Origin of the sequence: Coralloluteibacterium thermophilum (assembly GCF_042654365.1) — a bacterium.
Taxonomy (GTDB): domain Bacteria; phylum Pseudomonadota; class Gammaproteobacteria; order Xanthomonadales; family Xanthomonadaceae; genus Coralloluteibacterium; species Coralloluteibacterium thermophilum.
Map to the genome: position 1 here is coordinate 26,575 of NZ_JBHSGG010000002.1, position 15,855 is coordinate 42,429.

14 protein-coding genes and 1 riboswitch are annotated in these 15,855 nt (G+C 73.5%); of the genes, 7 read left to right on the forward strand and 7 right to left on the reverse strand.

Annotation, left to right across the window (positions count from 1 at the left end):
• The first annotated feature begins 75 nt into the window (after window positions 1-75).
• The 4 genes from leuC to ACFO3Q_RS00550 all read left to right on the forward strand — a co-directional run bounded on the left by leuC (window position 76) and on the right by ACFO3Q_RS00550 (window position 4,434).
• Window positions 76-1,488, forward strand: coding sequence for a 3-isopropylmalate dehydratase large subunit (leuC, locus tag ACFO3Q_RS00535; protein WP_377002569.1), 1,413 nt, complete (start codon window positions 76-78; stop codon window positions 1,486-1,488).
• The gene (leuD, locus tag ACFO3Q_RS00540) at window positions 1,488-2,063 is read left to right on the forward strand and encodes a 3-isopropylmalate dehydratase small subunit (protein WP_377002570.1); all 576 of its coding nucleotides are present in this window, start codon (window positions 1,488-1,490) and stop codon (window positions 2,061-2,063) included. Before leuC ends, leuD begins: the two co-directional genes overlap by 1 nt.
• Before the next feature lie 11 nt (window positions 2,064-2,074).
• A complete protein-coding gene (gene leuB, locus ACFO3Q_RS00545; protein ID WP_377002571.1) occupies window positions 2,075-3,175 on the forward strand; it encodes a 3-isopropylmalate dehydrogenase in 1,101 nt (366 codons plus the stop codon).
• A 161-nt stretch (window positions 3,176-3,336) separates the two neighbouring features.
• Window positions 3,337-4,434 (forward strand): HDOD domain-containing protein, encoded by a 1,098-nt coding sequence (locus ACFO3Q_RS00550; protein ID WP_377002572.1) that lies wholly within the window; start codon window positions 3,337-3,339, stop codon window positions 4,432-4,434.
• A 160-nt stretch (window positions 4,435-4,594) separates the two neighbouring features.
• On the opposite strand, the gene thiC is transcribed toward ACFO3Q_RS00550, so the two are convergent.
• Complete coding sequence (gene thiC / locus ACFO3Q_RS00555; protein ID WP_377002573.1) at window positions 4,595-6,475, reverse strand: phosphomethylpyrimidine synthase ThiC; 1,881 nt, start codon at window positions 6,473-6,475, stop codon at window positions 4,595-4,597.
• 52 nt (window positions 6,476-6,527) lie between these two features.
• Window positions 6,528-6,631, reverse strand: a riboswitch (TPP riboswitch).
• A 582-nt stretch (window positions 6,632-7,213) separates the two neighbouring features.
• Here thiC and ACFO3Q_RS00560 point away from each other — a divergent pair.
• Together ACFO3Q_RS00560 and ACFO3Q_RS00565 are read left to right on the forward strand one after the other, a co-directional pair.
• Entirely contained in the window at window positions 7,214-7,867 is a 654-nt protein-coding gene (locus ACFO3Q_RS00560) for a protein-L-isoaspartate O-methyltransferase family protein (RefSeq protein ID WP_377002574.1), read from the forward strand.
• Between the two features lie 42 nt (window positions 7,868-7,909).
• On the forward strand, window positions 7,910-9,373 hold the full coding sequence (locus ACFO3Q_RS00565) for a TolC family outer membrane protein (RefSeq protein ID WP_377002575.1): 1,464 nt from the start codon (window positions 7,910-7,912) through the stop codon (window positions 9,371-9,373).
• 6 nt (window positions 9,374-9,379) lie between these two features.
• On the opposite strand, the gene waaA is transcribed toward ACFO3Q_RS00565, so the two are convergent.
• Entirely contained in the window at window positions 9,380-10,693 is a 1,314-nt protein-coding gene (waaA, locus tag ACFO3Q_RS00570; RefSeq protein ID WP_377002576.1) for a lipid IV(A) 3-deoxy-D-manno-octulosonic acid transferase, read from the reverse strand.
• 109 nt (window positions 10,694-10,802) lie between these two features.
• Here waaA and lpxL point away from each other — a divergent pair, with 109 nt between their 5' ends.
• On the forward strand, window positions 10,803-11,729 hold the full coding sequence (gene lpxL / locus ACFO3Q_RS00575) for an LpxL/LpxP family Kdo(2)-lipid IV(A) lauroyl/palmitoleoyl acyltransferase (protein ID WP_377002577.1): 927 nt from the start codon (window positions 10,803-10,805) through the stop codon (window positions 11,727-11,729).
• A 70-nt stretch (window positions 11,730-11,799) separates the two neighbouring features.
• On the opposite strand, the gene ACFO3Q_RS00580 is transcribed toward lpxL, so the two are convergent.
• From ACFO3Q_RS00580 to ACFO3Q_RS00600, 5 genes are all read right to left on the reverse strand, one after another.
• Window positions 11,800-13,104 (reverse strand): O-antigen ligase family protein, encoded by a 1,305-nt coding sequence (locus tag ACFO3Q_RS00580; RefSeq protein WP_377002578.1) that lies wholly within the window; start codon window positions 13,102-13,104, stop codon window positions 11,800-11,802.
• Window positions 13,070-14,197 carry a glycosyltransferase gene (locus ACFO3Q_RS00585; protein WP_377002579.1) on the reverse strand — a complete coding sequence of 376 codons (1,128 nt, stop codon included), beginning with the start codon at window positions 14,195-14,197 and terminating at the stop codon, window positions 13,070-13,072. The genes ACFO3Q_RS00580 and ACFO3Q_RS00585 overlap by 35 nt, the downstream gene beginning before the upstream one ends.
• 10 nt (window positions 14,198-14,207) lie before the next feature.
• The gene (locus ACFO3Q_RS00590; protein WP_377002580.1) at window positions 14,208-14,432 is read right to left on the reverse strand and encodes a zinc-finger domain-containing protein; all 225 of its coding nucleotides are present in this window, start codon (window positions 14,430-14,432) and stop codon (window positions 14,208-14,210) included.
• Between the two features lie 58 nt (window positions 14,433-14,490).
• Window positions 14,491-15,174, reverse strand: a complete 684-nt coding sequence (locus ACFO3Q_RS00595; protein ID WP_377002581.1) for a pirin family protein — start codon at window positions 15,172-15,174, stop codon at window positions 14,491-14,493.
• A gap of 84 nt (window positions 15,175-15,258) precedes the next feature.
• A complete protein-coding gene (locus ACFO3Q_RS00600) occupies window positions 15,259-15,834 on the reverse strand; it encodes a YceI family protein (protein WP_377002582.1) in 576 nt (191 codons plus the stop codon).
• Window positions 15,835-15,855 lie beyond the last annotated feature (21 nt).

A 15,855-nucleotide genomic window follows, 5' to 3' on the forward strand; every position in this document is an offset into this window, starting at 1 on the left:
CCCTAAGCCCCAAGCCCCAGGCCCCAGGCCCACTCCCGACTCCCTCTTCCCCCTTCCCGCCTCACCACTCAAACCATGCCAAGAACCCTCTTCGACAAACTCTGGGACGCCCACGTCGTGGCGCCCGAAACCGACGACGCACCGGCGGTGCTCTACATCGACCTGCACCTGATCCACGAGGTGACCTCGCCGCAGGCCTTCGCGGAGCTGGATGCGCGCGGGCTCGCGCCGCGGCGGCCGGACCGCACCAAGGCGACGCTCGACCACTCCACCCCGACCCTGCCCCCGGGACCCGACGGGCGCCTGCCCTACGCCTCGGCGGCCTCGGAGGCGCAGGTCGAGCGGCTGCGCGCCAACTGCGCGCGACACGGGATCGAGCTGTTCGACCTGGGTTCGGCCGAACGCGGCATCGTCCACGTGGTCGCGCCCGAGCTCGGCCTCACCCAGCCGGGGATGACCATCGTCTGCGGCGACAGCCACACCTCCACGCACGGCGCCTTCGGCGCGCTGGCCTTCGGCATCGGCACCAGCGAGGTCGGCCACGTCCTCGCCACCCAGTGCCTGCTGCAGCGCCGCCCGAAGACCATGTCGGTGACCGTCGAGGGCGAACTGGGGCCGGGCGTCACGGCCAAGGACCTCGTCCTCCACGTCATCGGCGTCATCGGCGTCAACGGCGGCACCGGGCACGTCATCGAGTACCGCGGCAGCGCGATCCGCGCGCTCGACATGGAAGGGCGCATGACCGTGTGCAACATGTCCATCGAGGCCGGCGCGCGCGCCGGCATGGTCGCGCCCGACGAGGTCACCTTCGCCTGGCTCGCGCACGCCCCGCGCGCACCGAAGGGCGCGGCCTTCGAGGCGGCGAAGGCGCGCTGGGCGGCGCTGGCCACCGAGCCGGGCGCCCGCTTCGACCGCGAGGTGGTCGTCGATGCCGCCGACATCCGCCCGACCCTGACCTGGGGCACCCATCCGGGCACGGCGCTGGCCGTGGACGCACCGGTGCCCGCCCCCGCGGACGCCTCGGCGCGCAAGGGCATGGACTACATGCGGGTCCGACCGGGCGAGCCGCTCGCGGGGATGCCGGTGGACGTCGTCTTCGTGGGTTCCTGCACCAACGGGCGCCTGACCGACCTGCGCGAGGTCGCGCGCGTGCTGGAGGGCCGACGCGTGCATCCGCGGGTGCGCATGCTCGTCGTGCCGGGCTCCGAGGCGGTCAAGCGCGCCGCCGAGGCCGAAGGCATCGACGCGGTGGTGCGCGCCGCCGGCGCCGAGTGGCGCGAGCCCGGCTGCTCCATGTGCATCGCCATGAACGGCGACCTCGTCGCCCCGGGCCAGCTCGCGGTGAGCACCAGCAACCGCAACTTCGAGGGTCGCCAGGGCCAGGGCGCGCGCACCATGCTCGCCTCCCCGCGCACCGCGGCGGCCTGCGCGGTCGCCGGCGCGGTCGCCGACCCGCGCACGCTCGATGCCCTGACGGAGGCCGCCTGATGCACGCCTTCGCCACCCTCGCCTCCGCCGCCGTCGTGCTGCCGCAGGAGAACATCGACACCGACCAGATCATCCCGGCGCGCTTCCTGTCCACGACCGAACGGGCGGGCCTGGGACGGCACGCCTTCAACGACTGGCGCTGGCTCGACGACGGCGCACCGAACCCGGCGTTCCCGTTCAACCAGGCGCGCAACGCCGGCCGCGCCATCCTGCTCGCGGGCCGCAACTTCGGCTGCGGTTCGTCGCGCGAGCACGCGCCCTGGGCGCTGCGCGACCTCGGCGTGCGCGCCGTGGTCTCCAGCGAGATCGCCGACATCTTCCGCAGCAACGCGCTGAAGAACGGCCTCGTCCCGGTGGTGCTCGACGAGCCCGTCGTGCAGGACCTGATGACCCGCCCCGACGATGTGCTCGAGATCGACATCGACCGCCGCGTGCTGCGCACGCCCGCAGGCGTGGAGCACGCGCTCCCGCTCGACGCCTTCGCGCGCACCTGCCTGATGCGGGGCGTCGACGAGCTCGGCTACCTGCTCGCGCAGGCCGATGCCATCGCGCGCCACGAAGCCCTGCACGCCTGAGGAGAACCGCCATGTCCGCATCCCGCACCCACCACATCGCCGTCCTGCCGGGCGACGGCATCGGTCCGGAAGTGACCGCCGCCGCGGTCGCCGTGCTCCGCGCCGGCGCCGAGCGCCACGGCTACCGCATCGAGGTCAGCGAGCATCTCGTCGGCGGCGCCGCCATCGACGCCACCGGCGAGCCGCTCCCGGCCGAAACGCTTGCCGCCTGCCGGGCCGCCGACGCCGTCCTGCTGGGCGCCGTCGGCGGCCCGAAGTGGTCCGATCCCGGTGCGCGCGCGCGCCCCGAACAGGGGCTCCTGGCCCTGCGCCAGGGACTGGGCCTCTACGCCAACCTGCGCCCGGTGCGCCCGCACCCGGCGGCCCTGGGCGCCTCGCCGATCAAGCCGCACCTGCTGGCCGGCGTGGACCTGCTTGTGGTGCGCGAACTCACCGGCGGCATCTACTTCGGCGCGCGCGAACGCAGCGCCACCCACGCCAGCGACCTGTGCACCTACAGCGTGGAGGAGATCGAACGCATCGTGCGACGCGCCGGCGCGCTGGCGCGCGAGCGCCGCGGCTACCTGGTCTCGGTCGACAAGGCCAACGTGCTGGAGACCTCGCGGCTGTGGCGCGAGACCGCGACCCGGGTGATGCGCGAGGAGTTCCCCGACGTGCGTCTGGAGCACCAGCTGGTCGACGCCATGGCGATGCATCTCATCGCGCGGCCGCGCGAGTACGACGTGATCGTCACCGAGAACATGTTCGGCGACATCCTCACCGACGAGGCGTCGATGCTGGCCGGCTCCCTCGGTCTTCTGCCCTCCGCATCGCTGGGCGATGGCCGCGTCGGCCTGTACGAGCCCATCCACGGGTCGGCGCCCGACATCGCCGGCCGCGGCGTCGCCAACCCCTTCGCTGCGATCGCCTCCGCCGCGCTGCTGCTGCGGCATTCGCTGGGGCTGGAGGACGAGGCGGCCTGCATCGAGCAGGCCATGGCCCGGGCACTCGACGCCGGCGCGCTGACGGCGGACCTCGCCGGCCCCGGCACCGCGATCGACACCGCCGCCGCCACCCGGGCGGTGATCGCGGCGCTCGACCCGCCCTGCCAGGTGGCCGGGATGCGCGACTGACCCCGCGTGCAATTCCATACGATCAAGTATGGGAGCGGATATGGCCCCTGCCGCTGCCGCAACCGTGACGGCCCACACACGACTCCGGCCTCGGACCGGACAGGGCGGGCGGCAGTCGCGTACCATCCCGCGGTTGCACTGCGAGGGTGAGGTACGGGGCCGTGGATGTTCTGCTGGCCGGAAGCGCGACGCGCTACTCCGAGGAATTGAGCGCACTGGTGTCCGACATGGGGGAGCCCTGGCACATCGCCGCGGCCTCCGATGCGGCGACCGCCATCCAGGCCGTCTCCGAGCGGACCTACGGCATGGTGGTGGTCGGGACCACGCCCGGTCTCGGTGCCGCGGACCTGCTCGGCCAGATCCGCACGCTGCGCCCGGACGCGATCCGCGTGGTGCTGCTCGACGGCGACGCGCCGCCCTCCCCGCGCGTCATCAACGAGGCCCACCGCTTCCTGCCGGCGACGCTCCCGGTGGAAGGGCTGCTCGACGCGCTCTACAGCGCCACCGAGCTGCGGGAGCTGCTGAACGACCCCTCGCTCCAGGAGCGGGTGGGCCGCATCGAGCGCCTGCCCTCGCCGCCGCGCCTGTACTTCGCGCTGAGCCGGGCGCTGGAGGACGACAGCGTCGGCATGCCGCAGATCGCGCAGATGGTGATGAGCGACGCCGCCATGGCCGCGAAGGTGCTGCAGCTCTGCAACTCCGCCTACTTCTCGACCGGCCGGCCGACCACCGACCTGCGCGCGGCCGTGACCCGGCTGGGCCTGCGCCATCTGCGCGACGTGGTCCTGGCGAGCGAGGTGTTCTCCTCCGCCTGGCCGAAGCACGTCGACATCGAGGCGGTACAGCGCCGCGGCCTGCTCGCCTCCCGCCTCGCCGGAAAGCTGCTCCCCGCATCGAGCGCCGAGCTGGGCACCACCGCCGCCCTGCTCGCGGACATCGGCCTGCTGCTGGCGGACGTGCGCGATGCGCGCGACCCGGCCCCGGCCGATCCCACCGCGCCCGACCACGTCTCCGCCGGCGCCTACCTGCTCGGCCTCTGGGGCCTGCCCATGCCCATCGTCGAGGCGGTCGCCTTCCATCGCACCCCGGCCCGCAGCGGCGAGCGCAGCTTCTGGGTGACCGGTGCGGTCCACGTCGCCACCGCGCTCATCGCCGACGCTCCCGTGGACGAAGCCTGGCTCGCCCGGATCGGCGCGCTCGACCGCCTGCCGCGCTGGCGCGAGCAGGCGGAGGACCTGGTCGCCACCACCGTCGCCTGACCCGCGCGCGGCGGCGGCAGCGCCCGTCCGTTCGTCGCTCCCGCATCCACTGCGGGCACCCCGGAAGGCGAAGCGGCGACCGAGCCGCGCGAACCCTCCGCCCGCCTGCACGACCGCGAGAGAGGGCGGGCCTGCACGACGCAACGCCCGCCCGTCCCGCTCAGTCCACCCGGTAGAGCTGCGAGCCGGCGGCCTTGAACTCCGCCGCCTTCTCCGCCATGCCCCGCTCCAGGGCGTCGTCGGGCGCGACGCCCTGCGCGTCGGCGTACTCGCGCACGTCCTGGGTGATCTTCATCGAGCAGAAGTGCGGCCCGCACATCGAACAGAAGTGCGCCGACTTGTGCGCCTCCTTGGGCATGGTCTCGTCGTGGTAGTCGCGCGCCCGCTCCGGATCGAGCCCCAGGTTGAACTGGTCTTCCCAGCGGAACTCGAAGCGCGCCTTCGACAGTGCGTTGTCGCGCGCCTGCGCGGCGGGATGCCCCTTGGCGAGATCCGCGGCATGCGCGGCGATGCGGTAGGCCATCAGACCCTCGCGCACGTCCTCGCGATTGGGGAGGCCGAGGTGCTCCTTCGGCGTGACGTAGCAGAGCATGGCGGTGCCGAACCAGCCGATCATGGCCGCGCCGATGGCGCTGGTGATGTGGTCGTAGCCGGGCGCGATGTCGGTGGTCAGCGGCCCGAGCGTGTAGAACGGCGCCTCGCCGCACTCGCGCAGCTGCTTGTCCATGTTCTCCTTGATCAGTTGCATCGGCACATGGCCGGGCCCCTCGATCATGGTCTGCACGTCGTGCTTCCACGCGATCTTCGTCAGCTCGCCGAGCGTCTCCAGCTCGCCGAACTGCGCGGCGTCGTTGGCGTCGGCGATGGAGCCCGGGCGCAGGCCGTCGCCCAGCGAGAAGGCCACGTCGTAGGCCTTCATGATCTCGCAGATCTCCTCGAAGTGCGTGTAGAGGAAGTTCTCCCTGTGGTGCGCCAGGCACCACTTGGCCATGATCGAGCCGCCGCGGCTGACGATGCCGGTGACGCGCTTCGCCGTGAGCGGCACGTAGCGCAGCAGCACGCCGGCGTGGATGGTGAAGTAGTCCACGCCCTGCTCGGCCTGCTCGATCAGCGTGTCGCGGAAGATCTCCCAGGTCAGCGCCTCGGCCTGGCCGTTGACCTTCTCCAGCGCCTGGTAGATCGGCACGGTGCCGATCGGCGCGGGCGAGTTGCGCACGATCCACTCGCGGGTCTCGTGGATGTGCTTGCCTGTGGACAGGTCCATCACCGTGTCGGCGCCCCAGCGCAGCGACCACACCAGCTTCTCCACCTCCTCGGCGATCCCCGACGACACCGCGGAATTGCCGATGTTGGCGTTGACCTTGGTCAGGAAGTTGCGGCCGATGATCATCGGCTCGAGCTCGGGATGGTTGATGTTGGCCGGGATGATGGCGCGGCCACGGGCGACCTCGTCGCGCACGAACTCCGGCGTGATGCGCTGCGGGATGGCCGCGCCGAACGACTCGCCCGGATGCCGCCGCAGCAGATGCGCTTCGCGGATCGCTTCGATGCGCTGATTCTCGCGGATGGCGACGAACTCCATCTCCGGCGTGACGATGCCGCGCCGGGCGTAGTGCATCTGGGTGACGTTGGCGCCCGCGAGGGCGCGACGCGGCGCGCGGCGTGCCGGGAAGCGCACCGCGTCCAGCCGGGCGTCGGCCTCGCGGGCGCGCCCGAAGTCCGAGCTCAGGCCGCCGAGGGGCTCGCTGTCGCCGCGCTCCGCGATCCAGGCCGCGCGCAACGGCGGCAAGCCGACGGCGAGGTCGATGGTCCGGTCCGGATCCGTGTACGGGCCGGAGGTGTCGTAGACGGTGAACGGCGCGTTCGGCTCGGGCGGCAGGCCGATCCGCGGCGTGTCGGCGAGCGCGATCTCGCGCATCGGAACGCGCAGGTCCGCGCGGGAACCGGCGACGTGGATCTTGCGGGAGCCCGGGATCGGGCGGGTGACCGACTCGGAGAGCTTCCGGGTCTCGTCGAGCAGAGGCTGCAACTGGGCGTTCATGGCGTTCGTCCTGGTGGAGGCGGACGAAGCGGCGGCGCCCGGCACCGCACGCGCGGCCCCGGGCGAAGCTCCCTACACCGGTACGAGCCGGATCAGGTTCGAAGGGACTCTCTCAGCCCTGCCGGACGACGCCGGCGGGCACCCCCGCTTCAGAGGGCATTGAAGCACGCCCGCGGGTTCCCCACACGCACAAAAAAGCCGCCGAAGCGATTCGGCGGCTGCAGTCCACTCTTCTGACCTCAAGTAAAAACCGCGGACCGGGCCGTTCTCGGGGGGAGGGGAGATCCGTCGAACGGCCCGGCCGCGATCAAGTGGCGACCGGGCCACCCACCCAGCCGCCGTGGAGATGGACCCTGTCCCTCGCGGAACGTTCCCCCGAACCTGTCTCCCCGCTTAAGCGCATTGCGGATCAATGGCTTGCGAAGACGCGGCGCCATGGACCAGCGGCGCCAGCCCAGGAGGCGTCGGACAGGGCCGCCCGCATGGAGCGACGCACGCCGCACGCAGATGTCCGTGTCGGCAGGTCGCCTCCAGGAGGCGGGCCCGCGACGGAAGCCGCGGGCGCGCGCGTTGCAATCCGGGCGGGTCGCCGTGCCCTTCATCCCGGTGACTTCCGGCACTGCGGCCTCCGGGAAGCGGCTGGCGATGCTTCACACAGCAGGAAGCCCGCGAGGGCGCTGATAAACTTGCGCGCCACGCGCGCCACGGCGCCCTCCGCCCTTCCTCCAGGACACCATCATGAGCCTCGACTTCGACCACGCCCGCTTCGCCATGATCGAGCAGCAGATCCGCCCCTGGGAGGTGCTGGATCCGCGCGTCCTCGAGGCGCTGGCGAGCGTCCGCCGCGAGGATTTCGTGCCGGCGGCGCAGCGCAACCTGGCCTTCGCCGACGTCGGCCTGCCGCTCGGCGACGGCGAGACCATGATGAAGCCCGTCGTCGAGGGCCGCACGCTGCAGGCGCTGGACCTGGAAGCCGGCGACGAGGTCCTCGAGATCGGCACCGGCACGGGCTACCTGACCGCCTGCCTGTCCCGCCTCGCCCGCGCGGTGACCAGCATCGACATCCGCGCCGACTACGTCGAGGCCGCCCGCGGCCGCCTGGCCGCCGCGGGCTGCGGCAACGTCGACCTGGCCGTGGCCGATGCCCTGGCCTACGCGCCCGGCCGGCAGTTCGACGCCGTCTGCGTGACCGGCGCCGTGGCGACCGTGCCCGCCCACTTCGTCGAGTGGCTGCGCCCGGGCGGCCGCCTCTTCGTCGTCGAGGGGCGCTCGCCCGCCATGGAGGCGCTGCGCATCGTCCGCACCGCGTCCGGCAGCCAGCGCGAGAGCCTGTTCGAGACCGACCTTCCCTACCTGCGCGGCGCCGCGCCGGTTCCCACCTTCACTCTCTGACCCACCGCGGCCGCCGGCCGCGGCTCTTCCGAAGGACCGTCGATGACCCCGTTCCGCACGCTCTCCCTCGCCGTGGCCCTCGGCCTCGGCCTCGCCTCGACCGCGGGCGCCACCGACCTGCTGCAGGCGTACGAAGCCGCGCGCCTCGGCGACCCGCAGCTCTCGCGCGCCGACGCCACGCGACTGGCGACGCAGGAGAACGTGCCGCTGGCGCGCTCGAACCTGTTGCCGCAGATCTCCGGCAACGCCTCGCTGACGCGCTCCGAAAGCACCACGGACGGCCTGAACCCGATCATCGACGAGGAAGGCAACGTCGTCTACGGCAATGCCCGCAGCGAATCCGATACCACTGACCGCCAGTATGGCCTGACGCTCCAGCAGTCGATCTACGACCACGCCAACTGGACCCGGCTGCGCGCCGCGCGCACCCGGGGCGAGCAGGCGGACTTCGAGTACCGCGCCGCCGCCGATGCGCTGTTCGTGCGCACGGCCGAGGCCTACTTCAACGTGCTGACGGCGATCGAGACCCTGGCCTCGGCGCGGGCCCAGGAACAGGCGGTGCGCCGCCAGCTCGAGCAGGCCGAGACCCGCCTCGAGGTCGGGCTCGCGCCGATCACCGACGTCCACGAGGCCCGCGCCGCCTACGACAGCGCGCGCGCCAACGCCATCCTCGCGCAGACCGCCCTCAACGACGCCAACGAGGCCTTGACCGAGATCACCGGCGAGCCCGCCACCAACCTCCGCGGCCTGGACCCCGACTACGTCCCCACCGCCCCGATGCCGGAGGACGTGAACGCCTGGATCGATCGGGCGATGGCCAACAACCCCAGCCTGAGGGCGGCGGAGCTCGCCGCGCAGGCCGCCGAGCACGACATCGACACCGCGCGCGCCGCGCACCTTCCGCGCCTGACGGCGACCGCGAACTACGGCAAGTCCGCCCAGTGGGGAACCCAGACCACCAGCGACTTCGAGCGTCTCACCACCTCGGACAGGCGCAGCGGCTCGGTGGGCATCGCCCTCCAGGTCCCGATCTTCTCCGGCGGCGCGATCCGTGCCGGCGTGCGCCAGGCGACCTACCAGCGCGATGCCTCGCTCGACCTTCTCGAGGAGACCCGGCGCGCCCTCAACCGCTCGACCCGCAGCATCTACGACGCGGTGGTCGCCGGCATCAGCGAAGTCGAGGCGCGCCGCGCCGCGGTGGTCTCGGCGCGCAGCGCCTACGACGCCTCGGAGGCGGGGCTGGAGGTCGGCACCCGCACCATCGTCGAGGTGCTGATCACCCAGCAGAACCTGTTCCAGGCCCAGCGCGAGTACGCCGCGGCCCGGCACAACTTCCTGGTGAACACCCTGCGCCTGAAGCAGGCGACCGGCACCATCTCCTTCGCGGACCTGGAGGCGCTCAACCGGCTGCTGACCATCGACGCCGAGGCCGCCCTCGATCCCGACGCGATCCGCGAGTCCGCGACGCCGGACACCGGCCTCGACCGCCTGCCGCGCGACCCGTAAGCGGCCTCAGGCGCCGGGGGGCGCTGCGGCCGGCGGCAGCAGCGCCTCAACCAGCGCAAGGGTGTGCGCCAGCGCACCCCGCTGCGCCTCCACCAGGCCGCGCCCCGCCTCGCCCATGCGCCGGCGCAGCGGCGCATCGTCGAGGAGCGCGACGACCGCCCCGGCCACGCCGGCGGCATCGGGAACCTGGCGGACCGCGTCCACCGCCTGCAGCGCACGGGTCACCTCGACGAAGTTGAAGGTGTGCGGCCCGACCACGGCCGGCACCCCGAGCGCCGCCGGTTCCAGCAGGTTGTGCCCGCCGATGGCCTGGAGGCTGCCGCCGACGAAGGCGACGTCGGCCGCGGCATAGAAGGCATTGAGTTCGCCGAGGGTGTCGACGACGAAGCAGTCGGTCTCGGGGCCGGGCAGCCCGTCCACGCTGCGGCACTGCGTGCGGAACCCCGCCTCGCGCGCCAGCACGACGGCGCTGACGAAACGCTCCGGATGCCGCGGCGCCCACAGCAGCAGGGCGTCGGGATGCCGTTCGCGCACGGCGCGATGCGCCGCCACCACGGCTTCGGTCTCCTCCTCGTGCGTGCTCGCCGCGACCCAGACCGGGCGCGCGGCACCCCAGCGCGCCCGCCACGCCTGCGCCTGCGGGATCAGCGCGGGATCGAGCCGCTGCTCGTACTTGAGGTTGCCGGTGACGATCACCGCGCCCTCGGGCGCGCCCAGGAGCAGGTAGCGCCTGGCATCGGCCTCGGACTGCGCGGCCACCGTCCGCACCGCGGCGAGCGCCATCCGCACCAGCGGCCCGAGCGGCGCGTAGCCGCGCAGGGATCGCGCGGACAGGCGCGCGTTCGCGATCAGCAGCGGAATCCCGCGGTCGCGGCACTGGCAGAACAGGTTCGGCCAGATCTCCGTCTCCATGATCACGCCGACCTCGGGCCGGACGTGGTCGAGGAAGCGACGCACTGCGCCGGGCATGTCGTAGGGCAGGTACAGATGCTCGACGGCGTCGCCCCAGAGCGCGCGCGCGCGGGCCGAGCCGGTGGGCGTGACCGTGGTCAGCACCAGGCGCCGCCCGGGATGCGCCGCACGGAAGGCGTTGACCAGCGGCTGCGCGGCGTTGACCTCGCCCACCGACACCGCATGCACCCACAGCGCGCCGGCGGCCGGCCGCGAAGGCAGGTGCCCGAACCGCTCGCCCCAGCGCTGCAGGTACTCGGGCTGGCGCATGCCGCGCCAGACCAGGTGGTAGAGCGTCAACGGCGCCAGCAGGTACATAGCGAGGGAGTAGAAGCCGCGCAGCAGGCGCTGGCCGGGTCGGTCGGGCATCCGCGGATTGTAGGGGCTGGAGCGGATCGCCACGTCCTCCCCGGACGAACCCGCCGCGAGGACGCGCCGCAGACCGCATGGCGACGGACGGAGCCCCTACAATCCGCGGATGCCCCAGCACAGCGCTTCGCCCCCGGACACCGCAGGATCGCCGCCGCTCGCGCTCCGCCACTGGGTCGGCTGGATCGGCGTCGGCATCGGCGCCGCGGCGGCCCGCCTGCCGTGGCCGCTCCAGCGCGCCGTCGGCCGTGGCCTCGGCCGGCTGCTCAAGTTCGCGATGCCCTCGCGACGCCGTGCCGCGCGCCGCAACCTGGAGCTGTGCCTGCCGGAACTCGACAGCGCCGCGCGCGAACGGCTGCTCGACGCGAGCTTCGATGCGCTCGGGATCGGTGCGTTCGAGTTCGCGCGGGCATGGTGGGGCGACGTGGCGCCGATGCGCCGCGACCTGCGCATCGAGGGACTGGAGCACCTGGCCGCCCTGCGGGCGGAAGGCCGCGGCATCCTGCTGGTGTCCGGGCACTTCACCACGCTCGAGCTGTGCGGCCGCCTGCTCTGCGACCACCTCGAACTGGCCGGCATGTACCGCCTGCACGACAGCGCGGTGATGGAGTGGGCGGTCAAGCGCGGCCGCCTGCGCTATGCGAGCGCCATGTACACACAGGACGCCCTGCGCCCCGTGGTCAAGCTGCTCAGGTCGGGCGGCGCGCTCTGGTATGCGCCGGACCAGGACATGCGCGGGAAGGACACGGTCTTCGCGCCCTTCTTCGGCGTGCCCGCGGCGACGATCACCGCGACCCACCAGCTCGCGCGCCTCACCGGCTGCGCGGTGGTGCCCTTCTTCCATCGCCGCGAGGGCGGCCGCTACGTGCTGCGGGTGGCGCCGCCGCTGCCCGACTTCCCCGGCACCGACGCCGAGGCCGATACCGCGCGGGTGAATGCCGCGATCGAGGCGATGGTGCGCGAGGCGCCGGACCAGTACCTGTGGATCCACCGCCGCTTCAAGCGCCGCCCGCCGGGTTCGCCGCCGCTCTACTAGCGCGGGCCGCGCCCTTACGGGGCCAGTGCGGCCGCGCGACTGCCTCCTCGCACCCGCCGAAGGCGCTCCGCTAGGCGTTCTGCCCCGCGTCGCCGGTGCGGTCGCGTGCCAGCAGCGCCCCGGCGAACAGGGCCGTGAGCAGGAGGGTCACGCTGCCCCAGAAGGTGGAATAGAACGCCAGGTGCGTGTTGAGCGGGAAGACCGTGGCCAGCAGCGCCAGGCCCGGCGCCGCCGCGCGCATGCGCGCCCCCGCCCCGGCGAACCACCAGGCACGCAGCGCCATGGCGACGCCGGTCAGCCACAGCAGCAGGCCGACGAAGCCCGTCTCGCTCAGCACCTCCAGCACGATCTGGTGCGCGTGGAAGGCGCCGTAGGGTTCGCCGCCGCAGCGGCGCCCGCCCCCCGGACGCAGGAACTGGTCGTCGGGCGCCGCGAACTCCGGGTAGGCGCAGCGGAAGCCGCGCACGCCCACGCCGGTGAGGGGATGCGCCAGGGTCATGTCCCAGGCGGCCCGCCAGATCGCGACGCGTCCCGAGAGCGCATGGTCGACGCCGTCCTCGTCCCCCGCCAGCGCCGCCTCCGTTCGCTCGAAGCGCGCGGCCAGCCGGTCGGAGAAGGTGTAGGCGAGCCCGCCGAGCACGACGCCGCCCAGCAGCAGCGCGACCAGCACGCGGCGCAGGCCGAGCACGACCCAGCCGTTGACGAGCACCACCAGGGCGTAGCTCAGCCAGGAGGCGCGCGAGCCCGCCAGCAGGATGACGACGAAGAGCGCCGCCGCGGCGACGAGCCAGCCCCCGGTCCCGAAGCGGCTGGCGGCCGCGGTGAGGACGAACGGCGAGAGGCTCGCGAGGACGAGCCCGAGCTTGAAGTTGCCGTCGGGCCCGAAGATGCCGTTGATGCGGTCGACCTCCGTCGGCAGGCGCCCGCCCAGGCTCCAGCCGGTCAGCGCCTGCGCCAGGCCGTCCAGGGTCCAGACCGCCGCGATGACCGCGATGCCGGTGAAGGTGATGCGTCGCCCGCGACGGTCCGACACGGCCATGGCCGCGACCCACAGGCCGGGCAGGTAGATCAGGTGCCCGACCACGTTCTGCAGGGTCTCGCGCGGATCGACCGCGCCGATCAGCGAGACCGCCTCCGGCAGCCAGTAGCCGAGGAACAGCACGGTGGTGAGCGCCCAGGCCTCGTAGCTCAGCAGGGCGCTGCCGCGCCAGAAACGGTGCCGCACCAGCAGCACGCAGCCGGCCAGGGCGCCGAGCACCAGCAGGCCGGCCGTCACGCCCCGCGCCGGCCACAGCGCGACGAGCGCCAGCACCCACCAGGGGGCCCAGCGGAAGCTGCGTTCAGCGGCGAGGAAGCGGGTCGACGAGTCGGGCATACACGTCCAGCGTGGCGGCCTGCATCGCGGCCAGGGAGTGCGGGATGGTAACCGGCGCCGGCGGCGGGTTCTCCAGCAGCGCCAGCGCGCGCGCCTCCAGCGCCTCCAGGTCGGCGAGCGGCACGGCACCCGCCGGGTAGAGCCCCGCAAGCAGTTCGCCGACGCCGCCGTGGTCCCAGCCGAGCACCGGCCGCCCCACCGACAGCGCCTCGAGGACGGTCCTGCCGAAGGCCTCCGGCTTGCGCGAGAGCTGCAGGACGAGGTCGCAGGCGGCATAGGCCTGGGCGACGTCCGCGCGCGGGGGGCCGATGGCCAGGACGTCGGCCACGCCGGCCTCGCGCGCCAGTGCGCGCAGTTCGTCGAGATAGCCCTCGCGCCCGCGGCCGGCCGCGCCCATCAGCCACAACCGCGCGTCGATGCCGCGCCGGCGCAGCGCGGCGAGCAGGGCGATCGCGTCGCCGTGGCCCTTCAGGCGCGTGCCGCGGCCGGGCATCAGCAGCAGGCGACCGCCGTCGAGCTCCGGGTGCGTCGCGGCGAGCGCCTCGCGCCAGCCGGGCGGCGGCGCGGCCGCGCGCGGGAAGGCCGCGGGCTCGATGCCGCGCGGCACGACGACCAGCCGCGCGGGATCGGTCGCGGGGTAGTGGCGCAGCACGTAGTCGCGCACCGTGCGCGAGACGCAGATGACGCGTTCGCCGCGGGCCATGATCGCGGAATAGCGCGAGGGCGAATTGAGCCCGTGCACGGTGGTGACGAAGTGCGGCCGCCCGGGGCCGCGCCAGCCGCGCAGCGCCAGCCAGCCGATCCAGGCAGGCAGCCGCGAGCGCGCATGCACGATGTCGGCGCCGGCCTCCGCCAGCAGCCTGCGCAGGGGGCGGATCCGACGGAAGGTCAGGAGCGACTTGCGCCCGATGTCGAGCGCGACGTGTTCGCTGCCCGCCGCGCGCAGCGGCTCGACCAGGCGTCCGCCCGCCGAGACCACGATGGAGCGGTGCCCCGCGGCGACCAGGGCCGCGGCGATCTCGAGGGTGGAGCGCTCGACGCCACCGGACTCCAGCGCCGGCAGCAGCTGGACGACGGTCAGTCGGCGCGCCACCGCGTACAGGTCACTGCTTCAGGACGTAGGTGGCCCCGCAGTACGGGCACAGGACCTCGCCGCCCTCGGCCTCGATCGGCAGGTAGACCCGCGGGTGCGAGTTCCACAGGCTCATCTCCGGCAGCGGGCACGACAGCGGCAGGTCCGCCCGGGTGATCTCGTAGCGGCGTTCGGCGTTCGCCTGCACGCCGCCCGGACGGGGGGTGGCAGGCTGCGGAGAGGAGGTCTCGGTCATGGTCACGGACAGGCGCGGATCAAGCGCGCTAGTGTAGCCGAGCGGCCGCACGGCGCAGTCAGGGCAGCGTCACGAGAAGGAGATCGGCGCCGTCCCTGCCGGCCGCCACGCGCCCGCCCGTCCCGGCCCAGGCCGCGGCATCGCCCGGCCCCAGCGTCTCGCCGCCGAGGACCGCCCCGCCCGCGAGCACCTGGAGCCAGGCGCGACGATCCGCGCCGACCGGAAGGTCGAGCGCCGCGCCGGCACCGAGGCGGCCCCATGCGACCGCGGCCGCGCTCTCCAGCGGAAGCGCATCGGCAAGGCCGCGCGCCGCCACGGTGCGCATCCCCTGCGCGGAGGCGACGGGCGCCGGCATCGTCGCCACGTCGGGCGGCAGGTTGACCCGGTCCGGCTGCAGCCAGAGCTGCAGCATGCGCAGCGGCGCCTCCGCGGACGCATTGGCCTCGTGCGCAACGTGGCCGTGCCCCGCGCGCAGCCGCAGCAGATCGCCCGCGCCCAGGGCCCCGCCCTCGGCCGCCAGAGTGCCGTCGAGCACGAGGCTCAGGATCTCCATGTTGGCGCGGCGCTGCGGGGGCAGCGCGACACCCGGCGCGAGCACCAGCTCGTTGAGCGCGCGCAGGACGCCGAAACCGGTCCAGGCGGGATCGTGGTAGTCGCCGCCGGAGAAGGCATGGCGGGTCTCGACGCCCGGGCGGCGGGTGAGGCCGCGCGCCTGCGCGCGGCGGACGAACATCAGCGGCATGCGCCACGGCTCCAGCAGATCTCGGATGCGACTGCGGCGCCCGGAGGCGCCGCAGGGTGCAGCAGTATGCGGCAGGCGGACGGCTTACTCGGCCACCGCCTCGACGGTGATCGCGATCTGGACCTCGTCGCTCACCGCCGGCGCGTAGGCGCCGAGCCCGAAATCGGAGCGCTTCAGGGTGACGCTCGCATCGAAGCCGGCCGCCGGCTTCTTGCGCATCGGGTGCTCCGCCAGCCGGTTGACGGTGACGTCGAGGGTCACCGGCCGGGTCTCGCCGCGCACGGTGAGGTCGCCGGTCACGCTGAGGCGGTTCTCGCCGGCGGCCTCGACCGACGTGCTCCTGAAGGTCGCGGTCGGGTGCTGGGCCATGTCGAACCACTGGGCGTCGGCCAGGTGCTCGTTGAACTCGGCGCTCTGGGTCTGCAGGCCGGACAGCGGGATGGTGACCTCCACGCGCGAGGCGGCCGGGTTCTGCGGGTCGTAGGTGACGCTGCCCTCGACGTCGCCGAAGCGCACCGTCGGCCTGGAGAAGCCGAAGTGGCTCCAGCTCGCCAGCACGTCGGTGTGGGCCGGATCGATCTGGTAGGTGGTGGGCTCGGCCAGGGCCGGGGCGGCGACGAACGCCAGCGCGGCGGCGAGTGCGGCAGGACGGAACTTCATGTGCGGCTCCTTGCGGTCGGT

Bases quoted from the DNA above. Each gene is read 5' to 3' on its own strand.
- leuC (WP_377002569.1), top strand. From the start codon at position 76: ATGCCAAGAACCCTCTTCGACAAACTCTGGGACGCCCACGTCGTGGCG.
- leuD (WP_377002570.1), top strand. From the start codon at position 1,488: ATGCACGCCTTCGCCACCCTCGCCTCCGCCGCCGTCGTGCTGCCGCAG.
- leuB (WP_377002571.1), top strand. From the start codon at position 2,075: ATGTCCGCATCCCGCACCCACCACATCGCCGTCCTGCCGGGCGACGGC.
- thiC (WP_377002573.1), bottom strand. From the start codon at position 6,475: ATGAACGCCCAGTTGCAGCCTCTGCTCGACGAGACCCGGAAGCTCTCC.
- ACFO3Q_RS00560 (WP_377002574.1), top strand. From the start codon at position 7,214: ATGAGCCTCGACTTCGACCACGCCCGCTTCGCCATGATCGAGCAGCAG.
- ACFO3Q_RS00565 (WP_377002575.1), top strand. From the start codon at position 7,910: ATGACCCCGTTCCGCACGCTCTCCCTCGCCGTGGCCCTCGGCCTCGGC.
- waaA (WP_377002576.1), bottom strand. From the start codon at position 10,693: ATGCCCGACCGACCCGGCCAGCGCCTGCTGCGCGGCTTCTACTCCCTC.
- lpxL (WP_377002577.1), top strand. From the start codon at position 10,803: ATGCCCCAGCACAGCGCTTCGCCCCCGGACACCGCAGGATCGCCGCCG.
- ACFO3Q_RS00580 (WP_377002578.1), bottom strand. From the start codon at position 13,104: ATGCCCGACTCGTCGACCCGCTTCCTCGCCGCTGAACGCAGCTTCCGC.
- ACFO3Q_RS00590 (WP_377002580.1), bottom strand. From the start codon at position 14,432: ATGACCGAGACCTCCTCTCCGCAGCCTGCCACCCCCCGTCCGGGCGGC.
- ACFO3Q_RS00595 (WP_377002581.1), bottom strand. From the start codon at position 15,174: ATGCCGCTGATGTTCGTCCGCCGCGCGCAGGCGCGCGGCCTCACCCGC.
- ACFO3Q_RS00600 (WP_377002582.1), bottom strand. From the start codon at position 15,834: ATGAAGTTCCGTCCTGCCGCACTCGCCGCCGCGCTGGCGTTCGTCGCC.